Annotated in this window: 16 protein-coding genes; 4 read left to right on the top strand and 12 right to left on the bottom strand. The window is 70.9% G+C overall.

Going from position 1 to position 18,898, the window contains the following annotated elements:
* Positions 1-63: 63 nt before the first annotated feature.
* Positions 64-789, bottom strand: coding sequence for a GNAT family N-acetyltransferase (locus AAIB33_RS14800; RefSeq protein WP_345800728.1), 726 nt, complete (start codon positions 787-789; stop codon positions 64-66).
* Between the two features lie 141 nt (positions 790-930).
* On the opposite strand from AAIB33_RS14800, the gene AAIB33_RS14805 reads away from it, so the two are divergent.
* The 3 genes from AAIB33_RS14805 to AAIB33_RS14815 all read left to right on the top strand — a co-directional run bounded on the left by AAIB33_RS14805 (position 931) and on the right by AAIB33_RS14815 (position 4,835).
* Positions 931-2,331, top strand: coding sequence for an MFS transporter (locus AAIB33_RS14805; protein WP_345800729.1), 1,401 nt, complete (start codon positions 931-933; stop codon positions 2,329-2,331).
* Between the two features lie 214 nt (positions 2,332-2,545).
* Positions 2,546-3,979, top strand: coding sequence for a peptide MFS transporter (locus AAIB33_RS14810; RefSeq protein WP_345803446.1), 1,434 nt, complete (start codon positions 2,546-2,548; stop codon positions 3,977-3,979).
* An 88-nt stretch (positions 3,980-4,067) separates the two neighbouring features.
* Positions 4,068-4,835, top strand: a complete 768-nt coding sequence (locus AAIB33_RS14815) for an SDR family oxidoreductase (RefSeq protein WP_345800730.1) — start codon at positions 4,068-4,070, stop codon at positions 4,833-4,835.
* 206 nt (positions 4,836-5,041) lie between these two features.
* Here the strand turns inward: AAIB33_RS14815 and AAIB33_RS14820 are convergent, their stop codons facing one another.
* The 11 genes from AAIB33_RS14820 to AAIB33_RS14870 form a co-directional block, all read right to left on the bottom strand.
* Positions 5,042-6,631: a GMC oxidoreductase gene (locus AAIB33_RS14820; protein WP_345800731.1), complete on the bottom strand. Its 1,590-nt coding sequence runs from the start codon at positions 6,629-6,631 to the stop codon at positions 5,042-5,044.
* Positions 6,632-6,648: 17 nt separating this feature from the next.
* Complete coding sequence (locus tag AAIB33_RS14825; protein WP_345800732.1) at positions 6,649-8,136, bottom strand: MDR family MFS transporter; 1,488 nt, start codon at positions 8,134-8,136, stop codon at positions 6,649-6,651.
* A gap of 149 nt (positions 8,137-8,285) precedes the next feature.
* Positions 8,286-9,203 (bottom strand): oxidoreductase, encoded by a 918-nt coding sequence (locus tag AAIB33_RS14830; protein WP_345800733.1) that lies wholly within the window; start codon positions 9,201-9,203, stop codon positions 8,286-8,288.
* 47 nt (positions 9,204-9,250) lie between these two features.
* Positions 9,251-10,210, bottom strand: a complete 960-nt coding sequence (locus AAIB33_RS14835; RefSeq protein WP_345800734.1) for a fumarylacetoacetate hydrolase family protein — start codon at positions 10,208-10,210, stop codon at positions 9,251-9,253.
* On the bottom strand, positions 10,207-11,214 hold the full coding sequence (locus AAIB33_RS14840) for an amidohydrolase family protein (RefSeq protein ID WP_345800735.1): 1,008 nt from the start codon (positions 11,212-11,214) through the stop codon (positions 10,207-10,209). The genes AAIB33_RS14835 and AAIB33_RS14840 overlap by 4 nt, the downstream gene beginning before the upstream one ends.
* Complete coding sequence (locus AAIB33_RS14845; protein WP_345800736.1) at positions 11,211-12,344, bottom strand: FAD-dependent monooxygenase; 1,134 nt, start codon at positions 12,342-12,344, stop codon at positions 11,211-11,213. The genes AAIB33_RS14840 and AAIB33_RS14845 overlap by 4 nt, the downstream gene beginning before the upstream one ends.
* Positions 12,345-12,379: 35 nt before the next feature.
* Positions 12,380-13,378 (bottom strand): cyclase family protein, encoded by a 999-nt coding sequence (locus tag AAIB33_RS14850; RefSeq protein ID WP_345800737.1) that lies wholly within the window; start codon positions 13,376-13,378, stop codon positions 12,380-12,382.
* A gap of 103 nt (positions 13,379-13,481) precedes the next feature.
* Positions 13,482-14,468 (bottom strand): fumarylacetoacetate hydrolase family protein, encoded by a 987-nt coding sequence (locus AAIB33_RS14855; RefSeq protein ID WP_345800738.1) that lies wholly within the window; start codon positions 14,466-14,468, stop codon positions 13,482-13,484.
* 79 nt (positions 14,469-14,547) lie between these two features.
* Positions 14,548-15,567 (bottom strand): VOC family protein, encoded by a 1,020-nt coding sequence (locus tag AAIB33_RS14860; RefSeq protein ID WP_345800739.1) that lies wholly within the window; start codon positions 15,565-15,567, stop codon positions 14,548-14,550.
* 108 nt (positions 15,568-15,675) lie between these two features.
* The gene (locus AAIB33_RS14865; protein WP_345800740.1) at positions 15,676-16,461 is read right to left on the bottom strand and encodes a hypothetical protein; all 786 of its coding nucleotides are present in this window, start codon (positions 16,459-16,461) and stop codon (positions 15,676-15,678) included.
* On the bottom strand, positions 16,458-17,486 hold the full coding sequence (locus AAIB33_RS14870) for a Gfo/Idh/MocA family oxidoreductase (protein ID WP_345800741.1): 1,029 nt from the start codon (positions 17,484-17,486) through the stop codon (positions 16,458-16,460). Before AAIB33_RS14870 ends, AAIB33_RS14865 begins: the two co-directional genes overlap by 4 nt.
* 106 nt (positions 17,487-17,592) lie before the next feature.
* Here AAIB33_RS14870 and AAIB33_RS14875 point away from each other — a divergent pair, with 106 nt between their 5' ends.
* Positions 17,593-18,861, top strand: coding sequence for an ROK family protein (locus tag AAIB33_RS14875; protein ID WP_345800742.1), 1,269 nt, complete (start codon positions 17,593-17,595; stop codon positions 18,859-18,861).
* The last annotated feature ends 37 nt before the right edge of the window (positions 18,862-18,898 follow it).

Genomic DNA, 18,898 nt, shown 5'->3' on the forward strand with positions numbered 1-18,898 from the left:
TTTCGGCAGAAATCCTCCGAGGTACGTGCGATTCTCCGACGTACGCGAGTGCGCGGAGCTGCGTCAGGGCCGGACGAACAGATACCCGCGCTCGTCGTCGAAGCCCCCGACGACCAGGCCCTCGGCGAGGTGCCCGACGAACGCATCGCGCACGCGGAGCCGCCAGGCCGCGGCATCCACCGGCGACTCCCGTCGCAGCGCCTCGATGTCGTGTGGCACCGCGACCGACGCGACCACCTGGTCGTCGGCGGGAGTCGGCGCGGGCGGCGCGGCGAGCGCCCACACGACCATGACTCGGTCGGTCTCGTCGCCGCGGTTGACGCCGTCGTCCATCGGCCCGTACTGGTTGACGAGGTACTCGGTGACACGCGTGCCCAGGACGCGCATGTTGAAGTGCGCGTTGCGCGCCACGAGCGGGTCGAAGGTCCAGGTGATGTGCCCCACGTCGCGGGCGAAGGCCCACGACCGCTGGTGCTGCTTCAGCACGCGCCCGAGCCCGTGACGCTGGTATTCGGGCAGCACGCCCGTGATGTGCGAGTGCATCGAGCGCTCCGCCGGTGCCGCGAAGAAGGCGACGGATGCCCCGATCAGCCGCTCCCCCTCGTACAGCCCGACCGCGTAGTTGCCGGAGTGGGCAAGCGCCCGGAGCAGATTCGGCGGCATGCCGCCGCGGTCCCCGCCCCACACCTCGGCGAGCACCTCGGAGGCGGCGAAGACCTCTTCGACGGTCTCGAGCGGGCGGATCTGGATGCCGGGCGGCGGCGCCTGCTCGGCGAACGGGTCGACCATGCGCCTAACCTACGCGCGGGCGGCGCCCCTCGCAGGCACAGCGACCCCGGGGCGAGGCATCCGGAGCCACCCTCCCCTTCCGGCCGATAGCCTGGAGCCGTGGCGTCGAAGGATGAGGAAGCACGCAGAAGACTCACCCGGATGCCCTCGCAGAACGCGATCATCGCCGTTCTCGCGATCGCGGGGCTGGCGTCGTCGTTCATGTTCACGCTGGTCGTGCCGATCCAGTCGAAGCTCCCCGAGCTGCTCGACGCGAGCCGCGAGGACACGGCCTGGGTCGTCACGTCGACGCTGCTCGCGGCCGCGGTCCTGACCCCCATCTCCGGGCGGCTCGGCGACATGTACGGCAAGCGCCGCATCGTGCTGGTGCTGCTCGTCGTCATGGTGATCGGCTCGGTCATCGCCGCGCTGTCGCCCGGCATCATCGGGATCATCGTCGGCCGCACGCTGCAGGGGGCCATCGTCGGCGTGGTGCCGCTCGGCATCTCGATCCTCCGCGACGTCCTGCACGAGAACCGCGTCGACACCGCCATCGCCCTCATCAGCGCGACGCTCGGCGTCGGCGGCGCCCTCGGCCTGCCGATCAGCGCGTACATCACCGAGACCGCGGACTGGCATGTGCTCTTCTGGGTCGCGGCCGGCCTCGGCGTGGTCGTCTTCTTCCTCGTGCTGTGGATCGTGCCCGTGAGCGTCCTGCGCACCGCCGGACGCTTCGACTACGTCGGCGCGGCGGGTCTCACGGTCGGCCTCCTCGGCATCCTCCTCGCCATCTCGCGGGGCAATGAGTGGGGCTGGGCGTCCGCACCCGTCCTCGTGCTCGGTCTCGGGGGGCTCGTCGTGCTGCTCGCGTGGGGGTGGTACGAGCTGCGCACCGACAACCCGCTCCTCGACCTGCGGGTCGCCGCGCGTCGACCCGTGCTGCTGACGAACCTCGCGTCGGTCGCGATGGGGTTCTCGCTCTTCGCGTCGAACGTCGCCTATCCGCAGATGCTCGAGCTGCCCGCCGTCGCGGGCGGCTTCGGGCTCTCGCTCCTCGCGGCGAGCTTCGTCGTCATGCCGGCGGGCATCGTCATGATGGTCCTCTCGCCGTTCTCGGGACGCCTCGCGCGCACGGTCGGCCCTAAGCTCCTGCTCGTGCTGGGAGCGATCTCGCTCATCGTGGCGTACGGCTTCACGCTGCTGTTCTCGGCCGAGGTGTGGCAGCTCGTCGTGGCGAACTTCCTCATCGGCGCGGGCATCGGCTTCGGCTACGCCGCCATGCCCATGCTCATCATGCGGTCGGTGCCGCAGTCCGAGACGGGCGCCTCGAACGGTCTCAACGCCCTCTTCCGCTCGCTCGGCACGAGCACGGCCGCGGCGGTCATCGGCGCCGTGCTCGCTACCTACGTCGTGGACGTCGAGGGGACGCCGGCCCCGACCCCGACCGCATTCACGCTGTCGTTCGTGCTCGGCGGGATCGCCGCCGTCGTCGCGCTCGTCGTGGCGCTGTTCATCCCGCGTCGCGGCGCCGCCGAGGAGCGGCATCCCTCCCTTCCGGAGTAGCCCCTGTCGAGGGGGCGGGGCGCGCCGCTAGCCTGACCCCATGAACGACCAGGCGCGGGGGCAGAGCGGCAGGGCGGACGACCAACCGGAGCAGGTGCCGGTCGGAGCACCGGACGGTGCGACGGCGGCGGGCATGGCATCGGTCGATGCGACAGGTGTGCTCGCGGCGACGCAGAGCGGAACGGATGCCGCGGGCACGACCGGACCCGGCAACATGGACACCCGGTTCTTCGGGCAGCCGTGGCCGCTGTGGCACATCTTCGGCGTCGAGATGTGGGAGCGGTTCAGCTTCTACGGCATGCAGGGCATCCTGCTGCTCTACATGTACTACTCCGTCGAGCAGGGCGGGCTCGGCATCGACAAGGCGACTGCGACCGGGATCGTCGGAGCGTACGGCGGCACGGTGTACCTGTGCACGATCCTGGGCGCGTGGCTGGCCGACCGGCTCTTCGGCTCGGAGAAGGTGCTGTTCTGGAGCGCCTTCGTCATCATGGGCGGCCACATCGCGCTCGCCGTGCTGCCCAACGTGTGGGGTCTCGGCGTCGGTCTCATCCTCGTCGCCATCGGGTCCGGCGGGCTCAAGGCCAACGCGACCGCCGTCGTCGGCACGCTGTACCGGGCGGGTGACACGCGCCGCGACGCGGGCTTCTCGCTCTTCTATCTCGGCATCAATCTCGGCGCCTTCCTCGGCCCGCTCGTGACGGGCTTCCTGCAGACGAACTACGGCTTCCACTGGGGCTTCGGCGTCGCGGCGGTCGGCATGGCGATCGGCCTCATCCAGTACTCTTTCGGCCGCAAGGAGCTGCCGAAGTCGGCGAGCATCGTCGCCAACCCGCTCCCCCGCAACCGCTACGGCGCCGTCGTCGGCATCGCGCTGGCGGGCGTCGTCGTCATCATCGCGCTCGTGCTGCTCGGGGTCATCCGGGCCGACAACCTCGCCGGCGTCGTCATCATCGTCACTCTCGCCGCAGCGGTCGCCTACTTCTTCGTCATCGTCTCGTCGCGGCAGATCTCGTCGGACGACCGATCGCGGGTCATCGGCTTCATCCCGCTCTTCATCGTCAACGTGGGCTTCTGGTCGCTGTATCAGCAGCAGTTCACGGTGCTCACGATCTACTCCGACGAGCGCCTCAACCGCACGATCCTCGGATGGGAGATGCCCGTCTCCTGGATCAACTCGATCAACCCCGTCTTCGTCATCATCCTGTCGGGCGTCTTCGCGGCGATCTGGACGAAGCTCGGTCCACGCCAGCCGTCGGCGCCCGTGAAGTTCGCGCTCGGCGCCATCATCATGGGCATCGCCTTCCTGCTGTTCCTGCCGTGGGCCAACGGGGCGCCGAACTCCACGCCGCTCCTCGCGATCGTCGGCATCCTGTTCGTCTTCACGATCGCCGAGATGTTCATCTCGCCCCCGGGGCTCTCCGTCACGACGAAGCTCGCGCCCGAGCGCTTCCACACGCAGATGGTGGCGCTGTACTTCCTCTCCGTCGCGCTCGGCACGTCGATCGCGGGCTGGCTGGCGCAGTTCTACGACCCGAAGAACGAGGTGCCTTACTTCACGATCCTCGGCTTCATCGCCATCGGCCTCGGTGTCGCGCTGTGGTTCTCGGTCAAGCCGGTGCTCGCTCTCATGCGCGGGGTGCGCTGACCGGTCAGCGGCATCCCGTGGGATCGCGATGCGCGGCATCACCGGATCGACGTTCCCGCGGCTGGCGCCAGAGGCTACGGTCGGGCGCATGAGCAGGTATCCCGGCCTCGAGGGCCGCACCATCGTCGTCACGGGGGCCGGCGGGGGCCAGGGCGCCGCCGAGGCGGCGCTCCTCGCCGAGTCGGGTGCGCACGTCGTCGCGACGGATGTGCGGGATGCCGCACCCGACCTGCCCAGCGGCGTCGAGTACCGGCGGCTCGACGTGTCGGACGAGTCGGGCTGGGCGGCACTCGCGTCGGAGCTCGCCGCCGAGCTCGGCGACGAGCCGCTGCGCGGCCTCGTCAACAACGCCGGCATCACGCACCGCGCGCGCCTCGGCGCGGTCGCGCGCGAGGACTGGGATCGCGTCCTGACGGTCAACCTCACGGGACCGCTGCTCGGGATGCAGGCCCTCGCGCCGCTCATGGGCGTCGGGTCGTCGATCGTGAACATCGGGTCGTCGGCGGCGCTCAACGCCCACTACCCCGTCGCCTACACGACCTCGAAGTGGGGGCTGCGTGGGCTGAGCCACGCCGCGGCGACGGAGCTCGGACCGCGGGGGATCCGCGTGAACCTGGTGCACCCGGGGTTCATCGAGACTCCGATGACGGCGAACGCGCCCGAGGCGATGCGTGAGGCCCAGCTCGCCCTGACCCCGCTCGACCGCGTCGGGCGGTCCGACGAGGTGGCCGAGGTCGTCGCGTTCCTGCTGTCCGACGCCGCGTCGTATCTCTCCGGCGCCGAGATCCCGGTCGACGGCGGCTTCACCTCGTCGGCGGGCGCGAAGCTCATGTCCGATCGCATCGCCGGCCGCTGACCCTCGCGAGACCTCCTCGACCTCACACCCGCCGATAGCCCGTGCTCTCGCCGAGCGCCCACGCTCCGGGCTGTGCACAACACGGGCTCTCGGTGAGAGCACGGGCTATGGACGAAGAGGCGGGCCCATCCCCTCGGGATGCGCGAGGTTCGAGGCGAAGAACGCCTCGACGACCGCCCGGTTGGCGGCCCGGAGCGCGTCGTCCGTCATCGCACCGCCTCAGCCGTCGCCGCGGACAGCTCCGAGGCGAGGCGACGGGCGCCGCGCACCGCGATCGCGACGCTCATGAGGGTGGGGTTCACCGTGTTCGCGGTCGGGATGAGGCCGTTGCCGCCCACGACGAGATTGTCGAAGCCCCACACGTGCGACCACGCGTCGGCGACCGAGGTGCCGTCGTCGGCCGGGCCCATCCGCATCGTGCCCATGTAGTGCAGGCTCGACCCGTTCGGCATGAGCCGGGGCTCGGCGATGAAGGTGCCGAGCGCCTCGCCAGCGCGCCGCAGCCGCTCCGTCGCCGCCGAGATCTCGGCCTCCTCGGCCTCCGTCAGGGCGTACTCGATCGTCATGTTCGGGAATCCGCGGTAGTCGACCTCGTCGTCCGAGAAGGTGACGCCGTCGTCGACGCGGGGCTGCTTGCGCATGCCGTAGCCCATGTTCACGTACCCCCACTTGTTGCCTGCGGCGGGGTGCGACGGGTCGAGCGGGAACGGGGGCTGCTCGGCGTACATGACCTGCAGCGAGAACGGATGCCCGGGCTCCGAGAACGGGATGCGGTTGACGGCCGCGACGGGATCGGCGGGATTGTGCGAGCGACGCTCGAGCTCGGCGGCGAGGTCTTCCTCTGTCGCGAAGCGCGACATCCGGTCGCCGTCGAGCGCGACGGTCGAGATGACGACGGGGTGCTCGGTCAGATAGCGGCCGAGGGCCCGGGGACGGATGCCGCTGGCCCAGAGCAGCTGCGGAGACCGGAAGGCGTCGCCCGCGACGACGACCGCGTCGGCCGCGAAGAACGACGTCTCGCGGGTGCGGAGGTCTTCGATCGTGACGCCGGTGACCCGCGGGCCGTCGTGCTCGACGCTGCGCACGAGCGTGAGGTCGCGCAGCTCGAAGCGCTCCGACAGCGGCGATGCGGGGTCGATGAGCGGGCCGAGCACCACGTCCGCGCCCGTCCAGCGCATCGACCCGTCGGGCTGGGGATCGCCCGCGACGGGGAGCGTGCCGACGCCCCGACCCTCGGGCAGCTCGGCGCCGAACTCCTCGTCGAGGAGAGAGCGGATCGCCTCGCCGACGGCGGAGTCGGCGAACGCGGCGCTCTTCGCGTGCAGCAGGCCTTCGGCCACTCCGATGAGGTCGTCCCACTCGTCGTCGGGGATGAAGGAGACCTTCTCGCTGCCGTGCGGGCGGGGGATCGCGCAGGTCCAGTGCGCGCCCTGTCCCCCGACGTTGGTCGCGGCCGCCGCGGCGGGGAAGGTCGGCGCGTGCGCCGAGCCCTCGCCCCCGAAGTCGAGGAGGTGGGTGCCCTGGCGCGCGGTGAACATGCCCTCGACGACGACCCCCGCGGGCAGACCCAGGCTCTCGCGGAACGCGCCGGCCTGCGGCCCCTGCGACATCTCCCGCGCCCGCGCCTTCTCGTCGGGGTCGGCGATGTTGCGGACGCTCTCGCCCGGGATCGCCGTGAGCTGCGGCCCCGCCTCGAACATCACGACCCGGATGCCGGGATCGGACTCGAGGAGGACGCGGGCGTACGCCGATCCGACGGGTCCGGAGCCGACGACAGCGACGGTGGTTTCAGACATGGGAGTACCTCTTCTGGTCACGCGGTGACGGGTTCGGAGCTGGAGACGGGCTCGCGCTCATCCGAGAGCCGGCCCGCAGGCAGCAGGACGGCGGCGATGATGCCGAGGGCGTAGACGACGGCGAGTGCGAGGAACACAGGCGCGAAGACGCCGGAGTAGATGTCGGCGATCTGGGCCTGGACGCCGGGGGATGCCGCGTGCACGAGCTGCGGCGTGAGGGTCGAGGCATCCATCGACCCCGGCAGCAGGGCAGCGACCCCGAAGCCGATGACGCCGCCGATGACGGCCGTGGCAACCGTGGAGCCGACCTGGCGGACGAGGTTGACGGACGCGGTGATCGAGCCCATGTCGCGACGGGGAGCGGCGCTCTGCACGACCGCGACGACGAGGCTCATGAACGCGCCCGTTCCGACGCCGACGACGAACATCACGACGGCGGGCACCCAGAGGGGAAGTCCCGCCGGCAGGAGCGCCATGACGAGGAGTCCCGCCGCCCCGAGGCTCGTGCCGACGATCGGGTAGACACGGTAGTGGCCGGTGCGGCTCACGAGCCACCCGGACGCGAGGTTCGACAGCAGCATCCCGAACACCGTCGCGATGGGGACGAGCCCCGACACGGTGGCGCTCGTGCGGTACGCCATCTGGAAGTAGGTCGGCAGGTACGCCGTGATGGAGAACAGTCCGACGCCGATGATCGCCGACAGTGCGGTGCCCGCCGCGATCGTGCGGTTCGCGAAGAGGCGCAGCGGCACGAGCGGCTCACGGGCGCGCAGCTCGACCAGGAAGAAGGCGGCGAACGCGATCGCCGCGACGGCGAAGAGGGCGATGGATGCCGCGACCAGCGCCGCGTCGCCGACCCACGTCACCGCGAGCACGAGCGACACCATCGCGAGCGAGAACCAGATGGTGCCGGCGAGATCGAATCGCTGCCGCCCGTACCCCGGGAGCGCCGGGATCGCGACGAGCGCGAGCCCGAGGGCCACGACGCCGAACGGGAGGTTGATCCAGAAGACCCACTGCCAGCCCCAGTAGTCGGTGATGAGCCCGCCGAGCACGGGTCCGACGAGGATCGCGATCGGGAAGGCGGCGCCGATGATCGCCATGAGGCGCGGGCGCTCGCGAGGGGTCGTGACCTCGGCGACGATCGTCTGCGACATGAGCTGCAGGCCCGCCGAGCTCATGCCCTGCACGACGCGTCCGGCGATGAGCTGCGGCATGTCCTGCGCGAAGCCGCACGCGAGCGAGGCGATGAGGAAGAGGACGAGCGAGGCGACGAAGACGCGGCGCGGGCCGATCGCATCGCCGAGCTTGCCGATGACCGGGAGCAGCACGGTGCTCGCCAAGGTGTAGCCGACGACGACCCAGCTCATGTGCTCGAGGGCGCCGAGCTCGCCGGCCACCGTGGCCAGCGACGTCGCGACGATGGTGTGGTCGAGGGCGCCGAGGATCGAGACCGTGAGCAGGGAGATGATGAGGAGACGGAGTCTCCAGGGCGACATGCTCATACGCGGATTGACCCGTACGACCGGGTGATCGACGCGACGGGGTGTGCCCCTGGCGCGGCTTCGCGGAAGGGGACGGGCTCCGTGAAGAGCCCCGACGTCACTGTCGATTCTAGCCGAGCTTTAGTCGTAAATCAACCAAAGCGGGGATCTCAGACGTTCAGCTCGATCCCCGTCTCGCGCTCCGAGAACTCCCAGAGCGCCGCGATGGCCCTCCGCCGCCCAGGCCGGAGGACGGCCAGCCGCACGGGCCGACCGTTGTTGACCCACCGCGGCCCGTAGAACTCGCCGCCCCTCGCGTGCGGGTCCGTCGCCGCTCGGATCTGCGGCATCGCGCCGTCCGCCGGAGGCATGCCCGTCGTCGCGGCGGCGCGCGCGAAGAACGGCGCCATGCGTCCTCCGCCGCCCTCGCGGACCGTCCGCAGCTGCAGATCGCTGTGCGACAGGCCGGGGTGGGCGATGAGGCTCTGCGCCCTCGCGCCCGCCGCGCGGAACCGCTCGTCCAGACCGAGCCCGAAGTGATAGTTCGCGAGCTTGGCGTTGCCGTAGGCGAGCCAGGACTGGTAGCGGCCGGGCGGATACGGCTTGCGCGGGTCGATCGCGCGCCCGAAATGATGCGCCGTCGAGCTCACCGTCACGATGCGCGCGCGGGACGCGGCCAGGAGTGACGGGAGGAGCAGCGCGGTGAAGGTCCAGTGCCCCAGGTGGTCGATCCCCATCTGCGTCTCGAAACCGTCGACAGTGCGCCCCTCGGGCATCGCCATGACGCCCGCGTTGTTCACGAGGATGTCGATCGACAGATGCCGCGCCGCGATGCCCTGCGCCGCGCGCTTCGTGGACTCCTGCGAGCCGAGGTCGAGCTCGACGAGCTCGAGCGACGCCTCGGGCGCCGTCGTGCGGATGCGCTCGATCGCCGCTGCCGCCTTGTCCTGGTCGCGCACGGCCATGACGACGTGCGCGCCCTTCGCCGCGAGCGCCTCGGCCGTCTCGAGCCCGAGCCCGCCGTTGGCTCCCGTCACCACGGCGATGCGACCGTGAAGATCGGGGATCGAATCCCGCGTGTAGGCCATGCTCCTCCTCGCTCGCCAGTACAGCCTCTCGCACCTGGCGCGCGAAGTCAGCGGGTGCGCGCGCGGGAGCGCTGGCGGGCGGGGGGAAGCGCCGGCGCGGTCACGATCGGACCGACCGTTCCGACCAGCTCGCCGATCCCCTCGACGGTCATGCGCACTTCGTCGCCCTCCTGCAGAGGAGGAAGCGTGGAGCCCCTCCCCCACAGCTCGCCGAGGCATCCGCCGTTCCCGACCGTGCCGCTGCCGAGCACATCGCCCGGCACGACCCGCGCGTTGCGCGAGGCGTAGGCGACGAGCTCGCCGAACGGCCAGCCCATGTTCGACACGAGGTCTTCACCCACGAGCTCGCCGTTGATGCGCACCTCGGCGCGGATCGCGAGGAAGCCGTCGGCGTCGAGGTACTGCTCGAGCTCATCGGCGGTCACGATCCAGGGGCCGAGGCTCGTGCCGAAGTCCTTGCCCTTGGCAGGGCCCAGCCGCACCTTCATCTCGCGGGCCTGCAGGTCGCGCGCCGACCAGTCGTTCATGATCGTGTAGCCGAAGATGCGGGATGCCGCGTCCTCCGCGCTGAGGTTCGCCCCGCCGTCTCCGCCGACGACGGCCGCGATCTCGAGTTCGAAGTCGAGCCGCTTCGTGACCGGCGGGCTCACGGCGTCGCCGGGGCCGAGGATCGTGTGCGGATTGGTGAAGTAGAAGGTCGGGGCCTCGTACCACTCCGGCGCGACGAAGCTCTTGCCCTCGACGCCGGCGCTCACCCCTTCGACGTGCTCCTCGAAGGCCACGAAGTCGCGGACGGATGCCGGGATGACGGGGGCGAGCAGCCGCACCTCGGCGAGGGGCGTGCCGGCGTCGCCCTCCACTCGGGCGAAGGCCGCGTGCGCGGCATCCACTCCTCCCGGGAGGATGTCGGCGACCGTAAGCCCGTCGGGGAACGGCACGACACGATCGTCGATCACGAACCCTTCGCCGACCGCGTCGGACGAAGCCTGCCAGCGGGCGATCCTCATGCGTGCACCCGCGATTCGAGGAGGGCGGCGGCGTTTCCGCCGAGGATCCGCTCGGTGAGCTCGACCGGCAGATCGGCGCCGCGGACGAACGAGACCGGATCGTCGAGCCCCATGTCGAACGGGAAGTCGCTGCCCAGCACCACCTGCGATGCGCCCGCGACCTCGACCAGGTGGCGCAGCGCCATCGGGTCGTGCACGACGGTGTCGAACCACAGCTTGCGCAGGTACGTCGAGGGCGCGTGCGCGCAGCGCTGCGCCTCGGGCCGCACCTTCCAGGCCCGGTCGGACCGGCCGATCGCGAACGGCAGGTAGCCGCCGCCGTGCGCCGCGACGATGCGGAGATCGGGATGCCGGTCGAGCACGCCCGAGAAGATGACGTGCGACAGCGCCACGGCGTTCTCGGTCGGCTGTCCGACGGTGTTGGAGAGGTAGAAGCGGTCGAGCCGCTCGTCGAGGCTGCAGCCGAACGGATGCAGGAAGACGACGGCGCCGAGCTCGGCGGCCCGCGCCCAGAACGGCTCGAGCCGCTCGTCGGACAGCTCGACGTCGCCCGCGAACGACGAGATCTCGACGCCCGCGAGCCCGCGGCCGAGCACGGCGTCGTCGAGGCACTCGAGGATGCGGGACGGATGCTGCAGCGGCACGAGCCCGAGGCCCGTCAGGCGGTCCGGAGCCTGCGCGACGTGATCGGCGATGAGGCGGTTCGCCTCTGACGCCACCCAGACGCCGAGGCCCTCGGGCGCCCAGGGGTAGAAGTGGTTGGGCGAGGCGCTGACCCACTGCCGGTCGACCCCCTGCGCGTCCATCGCGGCGAGGCGCTCGGCGACCGAGGTCAGCTTCGGCACCCGTGCGCCGACCATGGGGCCCGACACGGCGAGGCTCTCGGCGCCGTTGCGGCGCAGCTCGAGCGCCGCCGCCTCCTTGACGAGCTCGGGCGCGCGCGCCTCGACCTCGGCCTGCAGGGACGGCAGCAGGACGTGCGCGTGGACGTCGGTGACGCTCATGCCGGCCTCGCCATCTGCTGCGCGATGCCGAAGATGAGACCGCCGGCGTCGGCATCCCGATCCCCGTCGATCTGCCACTGCCCGAGCTGCACCGACGCGTCCACGACGACCTTGGCGCGCGGGAGGCGCCGCGCATGGAAGAGGTCCCACAGGTCCTTGTCGAGCGACTCGAACTGCACGAGGAGCTCCGTCAGCACGAGCGCATCCTCGAGGCCCTGCGCCGCGCCCTGCGCGATCGTCGGGGGGCAGCTGTGCGCGGCGTCGCCGATGATGACGACGCGACCGCGGTTCCACGGCGCATCGACGATGTGCTTGGTGAACCAGGTGTAGTTGGCGTGGGCGCCGTTCTCGAGGTCGGCACGGATGTGGTTCCACGGCCCGTCGTACGCGCGGGACTCCTCGAGCATGATGCGCGTCGCGTCCTCGTCGGAGACCCCGAAGCGGTCCTGCGCCTTCTCGACGAGGAACGCGTACATCGTGTCCTCGCCGGTGGGCGTGTAGCCCGCGATGTAGACGGGCCCGCCGTAGTACAGCTCGCTGCGCTGCACCTCCGCGGGACGCGAGACGAACGAGCGCCAGATGCCCATGCCGGTCGGTTCGGGCTTCTGCTCGATGCCGATGAGCTCGCGCACTGTCGAGTTGAGTCCGTCAGCGCCGATGACGAGGTCGTACACGCCCTCCGAGGCGCCGTCGACGAACACCTCGACGGAGTCGGGCGTCTGCACGAGGCCCGTCACCTTCGTGCCGAAGCGCACGTTCGCGCCGGCCTTCTGCGCGTGCGCGAGGAGGATGCGGGCGAGCTCGGGGCGCGGCATCCCCATCGCGGCGGGGTAGTCCGGGCCGCCCGTCTTGACGTCCGGGAGCTCGGCCACGATCGGCGCACCGGGTCCGGGCGCGCGCAGGTTGAGACCCTCGAAGGCGTATCCGGCGGCGCGGATGTCGTCCCACGCGCCGAGCGCGTCGAACACGCGCAGGGCGTTGCCCTGCAGCGAGATGCCCGAGCCGAGCGCGCTGAGCTCGGCCTTCGCCTCGAAGAGATCCACCTCCACGCCCGCCTTCGCAAGCTGGATGGCGGCGGCGAGCCCCGCGACGCCGCTTCCGGCGATCGCGACCTTCTGGACTGCGGTCATGTCAGAACCTCTCTGTTCTTTGGGTTCGGGTCGGTCTAGAGGACGGCGACCGGGTTGACGGGTGAGCCGACCGCTCCCGTGATGGGAAGCGTCGGCGCGGCGAGGAAGAAGTCGTACCGACCCAGACGGCGGCACGTCTCGGCGAGCTCGTCGAGATCCCACATCTCGCCGATCGACAGCCCCAGGTTCGGGATGACGACCTGGTGGAGGGGCTGGAAGGACGGCACGTCGAACTCGTTGGGCCGCACCTCGAAGCCCCACGTGTCGGTCGCGATGCCGGCGATCTCGGCGCGGTGCAGCCAGCCCGCGGTCGTGAGCGAGAGGCCTGCTGCGGGACCGCCCGCGTATCCGTTCCAGCCTTCGCGGCGGGCACGGGCGTAGCGGCCCGTGCGCACGACGACGATGTCGCCGCGCCCCACGCGGCTCGAGTCGCCCTGCGCGGCGATCGTGGCGTCGAGGTCGGCCGCCGTGATCGCGTAGCCGTCCTCGAGCTCGCCGGTCTCGGGACGCAGGTGCGCCCCGACGTCCAGCAGCACGCCGCGCGTGACGAAGGACGTCTTCGTGTGCTCGATGCCGGTGACGAGGTCGCCGTCGCTCGTGACGACGTCGCCCGCCCGACGCCCGTTCCACGCGTTGCCGTGGTCGAAGATGTGGCCGAGCCCGTCCCACTGCGTCGAGCACTGGAGGGGCATCGCGATGACGTCGTCGGCCCCGCCGATGCCGTGCGGGAACCCCTGGTTGCCCCGCTCGGCGTCGGTGCCCGTGTCGGTCATCGTGTGCACCGGGTTCGTGCGACGACGCCATCCCGTCTGAGGGCCGTCGGTGTCGAACGGCTGCGCGAGCGAGACGACGACGCCCTCGCGCACGAGCGCGGCCGCCTCGATCCGCTTGGCGGCGTCGATGAAGTTGAGGGTGCCGAGCCGGTCGTCGTCGCCCCAGCGGCCCCAGTTGCGGTACGCCTCGGCGCGTGCGGCGATCTCGGCCTCGGGGTTCTGCCGGTCGAGGTCACGGGGGTCTTCGGACGGCCCGGTCATGCTCGGTTCTCTCTCGTCAGGGTGGGCATGTCCCGATAAGGCGAGGCTGAAGGGTGCTGAGGAGTCGGTTTTCGAGACATGACCGGGGGAAAGTGGGACATCATCAGACTGCGGGGCCCTCGGCGAGGCAGCGGACCACCTGGGTGCCGAGGCCCTCGATCGTGCCCGTCATGACGTCGCCGTCGCGCAGGTAGCGCTTCCAGTGCTGGCCGTTGCCGGCGGGGCTGCCCGTGAGCAGCAGGTCGCCCGGCAGGAGCGGGAGGGTCTGGGATGCCGCGGCGATGAGCGTCCTGACATCGAAGACGAGCTCGGCGGTCGTGGCATCCTGCATCACGTCGCCGTTGAGCTCGAGCCGGACCGACAGGCTGCTCGGATCGACGAAGGTCGCCGGCACGAGGAACGGACCCGTGGGGAGGAACCCGGGGGCGTTCTTCGACCGATACCAGTCGGCGCCGATGTCGCCGACATCGGGCGGGAAGACGCGATCGCGCGTGGTGATGTCGTTGACGATCGTGTAGCCGGCCACGTGATCGAGCGCGCGCTCGGGGTCGACGCGGAAGGCTTCGCGGCCGATCACGACGGCGAGCTCGAGCTCCCAGTCGTGCGTCTCGCTGTAGTCCGGCAGCACGAGCGGCACGTCGTCGCCGACGACGCACTGCGGCAGACCGAGGAAGATGAACGGCCGTCCGCTTGCCGCGCGGGCATCCATGATGCCCTCCGCCTTCGCGCGCACCTCATCGGGCGACAGCCCCGACTCGCCGCCCTTGGTGAGGCCCGCCATGATCAGCTGCACGACGTGCGTGCGGTAGTTGGCGCCCGCCTGCAGCACCTGGCGCGGCTCGACCGGTGCCGTCAGCACGACGTCGGCGAGCGGCATCCACCCTTCGACGTCACCGTCGCGGTCCGCGAGGGCCGCGAGGCGGTCCCAGTCGGGGTGCGCGAGGAAGGCGTTGAGGTCCGCGGCGCCGAGCTCGTCGGGCGAGAGCGTGCGGATGCGGTCGCCCGCGACGAGGCCCAGACGCACGGAATCGCCGTCGCGGAATCGTGCGAAGGCGAAGGGGGCGGTGAGCCCCTCGGACGTCGTCGTCATGTGTCCTCCGTGTTCGTGGTGTCGAACGTGGTGCGAGGGCGGGGACGCCCTTCAGGAAGCGTCCCCGCCCTCGAGCTTGTCAGCCCTGGCCCTGCTTGGCGTAGGGGTTGAGCAGGGCGTCGCGGATCTCGTCGGGCACGCCCTCCTCCGTCGCCGAGGGGCCGTCGGCGGGCGGGAACGACTCCGTCATCGACATCGGCATGACGCTGTTGCGGTAGAAGTTGTTCGATCCCTGCGACGGGCGCCAGGTGTTGGCCTCCCAGTCCGGCACGTAGTTGCGGTAGCCGCCCGTGTTGAGCTCGATGCGCAGCGACGAGGGCTCGCGGTAGTAGAGGAAGTTCTGCTCGCCGATGCCGTGGATCGAGGGGCCGTACTCGATCGGGTAGCCGTTCTCGCCGAGGATGTCGGCCGCGATGAGCAGCTCCTCGCGCGTGTCGACCCAGAAGGCGTAGTGGTTGACACGGCCGGCGCGGCTCGAGCCGTCGAGGACCACACCGAGGTCGTGCGACTTCTCGTTGGTGGTGAGGACGGAGAAGACCGAGATCGGCGCCTCGTCGAGCACCGTGCGGGCCATGAAGCGGAAGCCGAGCACGTCGACGTACCAGGTGACGAACGCGTCGACGTCGCTCGTGGCGACCGTGACGTGGTCGAGCTGGCGCGGTGCGCCGGCGACCTTGCTGCGGCGCGAGGGACGATCGGGGTAGATCGACGCGGCGTCGCCCTCGATGTCCTTATGGCGCGTGACGTCCCAGTGGAGCGTCAGCGTGTGGCCGAAGGGTCCGGTGAAGCGGTAGGCCCGGCCGATCTTGTGCACGTCGACCCATTCGCCCTGGATGCCGGCGGCCTCGACGCGCTTCGCCGCCTCTTCGAGCGCCTCGGGGCTCGAGGTGCGCCACGCGGCCGTGTCGAGGCTCGGCTCGTCGCCAGGGAGGACGACGACCGAGTAGGCGTAGTAGTCGCCCCAGCAGCGGAGGTAGACGGCGCCGTCGACGCGGTCGACGACCGTGAGGCCGACCTGGTTGACGTAGAAGTCGACGGATGCCTCGACATCGGGCGACGTGATCGCCACATAGGAGAGGTGGGAGAGCAGCTTGATCATCTTCGATCCCTTCGGTGGAGTGAGTCTGCGGGATGTCCCTCGACTACTTTCGCCGGAGTCGTGCATATCCGGGAACGGCATATCGCCTATCCCCCGAATCAGCACCGTTTATGAAGTGGATGCTGCGACCCGCGCGTCGGCCCGGCTGCGGAGGATCGCCTCGGCGACAGCCGTCTCCGCGGCGAGATCGGCGAGGTCGGCGGGGATCACGCCGCCGTCGACCGCGGCGATCGCGCGGCGGAGCGCGACCCGCTGCGGGCTCTCGAATCTCGCCGGCGACCGGCGCCGCGACGAGGCATCCGTCACCGTGAGCCACTGTTCGCCGCCGCCCGCCTCGAGTTCGAGCAGCGTCTCGCCGAGCGCCGTCAGTCGCACTCTGCCGTCGGCGGGAGCACCCGCCGACGATCCGACGACGAGGGACACGGGCGTGCCCCCGCCGGCGTCAAGGAGGGCCACGCCGCGCCCGCGGGCGACGTCCGCGGAACGGAGGGTCTGGGGGCCCGGCGCGACGACGGCGACCCACCCGAGCGCGTCGAGAAGCGCTCCCGCCAGAGCCGGCTCGGGAGCGTGGCACTCGACGACGAGCGCCGAGGGCGTCCCGATCGGAAGGGTGCGCACGTCCGCCGCGAGGTCGGGGCGCAGGAGTGCCCGCTCGAGCACGACGGGCGCTCCCGTGAGCCGACGCACGGCGTCCGCGGGCGCGGGGCGCGGGCGACTCACGACGACCGCGACCGCGCCGGAGCCCATCGCGACGAGGGTGTCCTCCCACCACCGGCCGGCACCGTCGAGCACGACGACCGCCCCCTCGGGCGACCCGGTCGGCCGGACCGACTCCGGCAGCTCGGCGAGCGCGCCCAGGTAGCGGTCGAGCGTGGAGTGGACGGGGATGCTCATGCCGGCGCCCCCACCAGGAGGGCGGCGTCCTCGGCGAGGCGCAGCGCGTAGCGCACGTCATCGAGGAGCTCGTCGTACTCGACCGGCTCCCCTCTCTCGAGGAGGTCGGCGAGGGCGCTCCACTCGGCGATGTAGCCGTCGCCCTCCTCGCGGGGATAGGTCGTGTCCCGATCGATGGCGCGGACGCGCACGGCCGCGCTGCCGGCGTGCACGAACGCCGGCGGGAAGGTGACGTCGAGGCGATCGCGGTCGGTCGTCACGCTGATCCTCCACAGCGCGTCGGCTCCACCGGGGAGCATGACGGTCGTGAGCTGCACGGGGATCCCGCTCGCCACGAAGCCCACGGCATAGCCGACGGGAGGAAGCGCACGCGCGAAGACGACGCGCTCGAATCGGGGCGCCAGGTCGCGGACGAGCGGCAGGTCGTGGATCGCCAGACCGGTCAGCAGCGCTCGGACGACGGCTGCGGCCACGGCGGGATCGGAGAGATCGGCGGGCGGTCGGCCGGGAGACGGTGCGAATGCCTCGGTGACGACGTCGTGATACCGGCCGTTCGGCGGCAGCGACAGAGTCACCGAGATCGAGACGACCGGTCCGCCCGACGTCGAAAGATGATGCCGGGCGCGCCCCCAGGCCGGGTCGTAGTAGTGGTTGGTGCCCACGATGAGCGGAACGCCGGCCCTCCGGCACGCCTCGATCGCCTCCTCCGCGTCGGCGACCGTCGTCGCGACGGGCTTCTCGCAGAGGATGGCGCGCTTTCCGGCCGCGACGCTCGCCAGGATCTGAGCGGCGTGCTCCGCAGGCGGGCTGCAGATCGCGACGACATCGACGGCGGGATCCGCGAGGAGCTCGGTGATCCCGCTCGATGAACGGGCGTCCACCCGGGCGGCGAGGTCGGCCGCTCGCCCGCTGCCGGCGTCTGCGATGTGGACGACTCTGAAGTGCGCCGCGAGGCGCGCCACAGTCGGCAGGTGCAGCGCCGCAACGCCGGGCCCCGCCCCGATGATCCCGACTCCAGGAGGCATCCTCACCCCTTCCGCTTATGTGTAAAGAGTACATAAGTGTCCATGGCTGTGACCATAGGTGCTGCGAAATGCACCGAGGTGGGGTGAGCTTGTGTCAGAATCTGCTATGGCCAAGGAGTCCACACTGCGCTTCGGCGCACAGACCGACGAAGTCACGAGCCTTCTGCGCATCGTGAACATGGTCCGCACCCACGAGGCATCCACGCGTCCCGAGATCGGGCGCGTGACGGGTCTCGGGCGCGGCGTCGTGACGCAGCGCGTCGACCAGGCGATCGAGATGGGATTCCTCGAGGACGGCGAGTTCGGCCCCTCCTCGGGAGGCCGCGCGCCCCGCACGCTGCGCTTCCGCAGCGATCAGGGCCGCATCGCCGTGTGCGCCCTCGGAGCGCTGCACATCCACGTCGGCGTCGCCCTCCTCGAAGGCGACATGATCGATGAGACACACCGCGCCTGGGACATCTCGAAGGGCCCGGCCGAGACCCTCGACACCGCGATGGCCATGCTCGACGAGCTCCTCGAGCGCACCCCCGATCTGCCTGTCTGGGGCATCGGGGTCGGGGTCCCGGGACCGGTCGACTTCCTCACCGGCCGGCCCGTCGCCCCGCCGATCATGCCCGGCTGGAACGGCTTCGACGTACGCCGCAAGTTCGAGCAGCGCTACGAGGCCCCGGTCTGGGTGGACAACGACGTGAACCTCCTGGCCCTCAACGAGCGCACGCGCCGGCGCGAGGAGCATGCCGATCTGATCTACTGCAAGATCGGCACGGGCATCGGCGCGGGACTGCTCTCGCAGGGACGGCTCCACCGCGGTGCCAACGGCGCCGCAGGCGACATCGGCCACGTGCGCGTGCGCGACTCCGACGTGCCCTGCCGCTGCGGCAAGATCGGCTGCCTCGAGGCGGTCGCCGGCGGATGGGCGCTCGTGCGCGACGCGGAGAAGGCGATCGAGGAGGGTGCGACGGGCTACCTTGCCCGCGCGGGCGCCGCCGGCGAGGCGATCACGCCGGAGCGGATCTCCCTCGCCGCCGAGGACGGGGACGCCGTCGCGATCGCCCTCGTCCAGCGCTCGGCCCGGGTGATGGGCGAATCGATCGCGACCCTGGTCAACGTCTTCAACCCGAGCACGATCGTCGTGGGCGGCGCGGTGCCGGCCGCCGGTGAGATCTTCCTCGCCGAGGTGCGGCAGCGCGTCTACGAGCTCTCTCTTCCCCTCGCGACACGCGACCTCGTGATCGCCCAGTCGGCCAACGACGTTCGCGAGCCTCTGCGCGGCGGCGCGGAGATGGTGCGCGAGCAGCTCTTCGACGCGACATTCCCCCGCTGGTTCGGCGACGGACGGCCGTCGATCGGCGCCATCTTCGCGACTGCCGCCTGATACTTCTTTCTAAATCCGACCAAAGCGTGTAGCTTCC

This window comes from Microbacterium sp. AZCO (genome assembly GCF_039614715.1).
GTDB lineage: Bacteria > Actinomycetota > Actinomycetes > Actinomycetales > Microbacteriaceae > Microbacterium.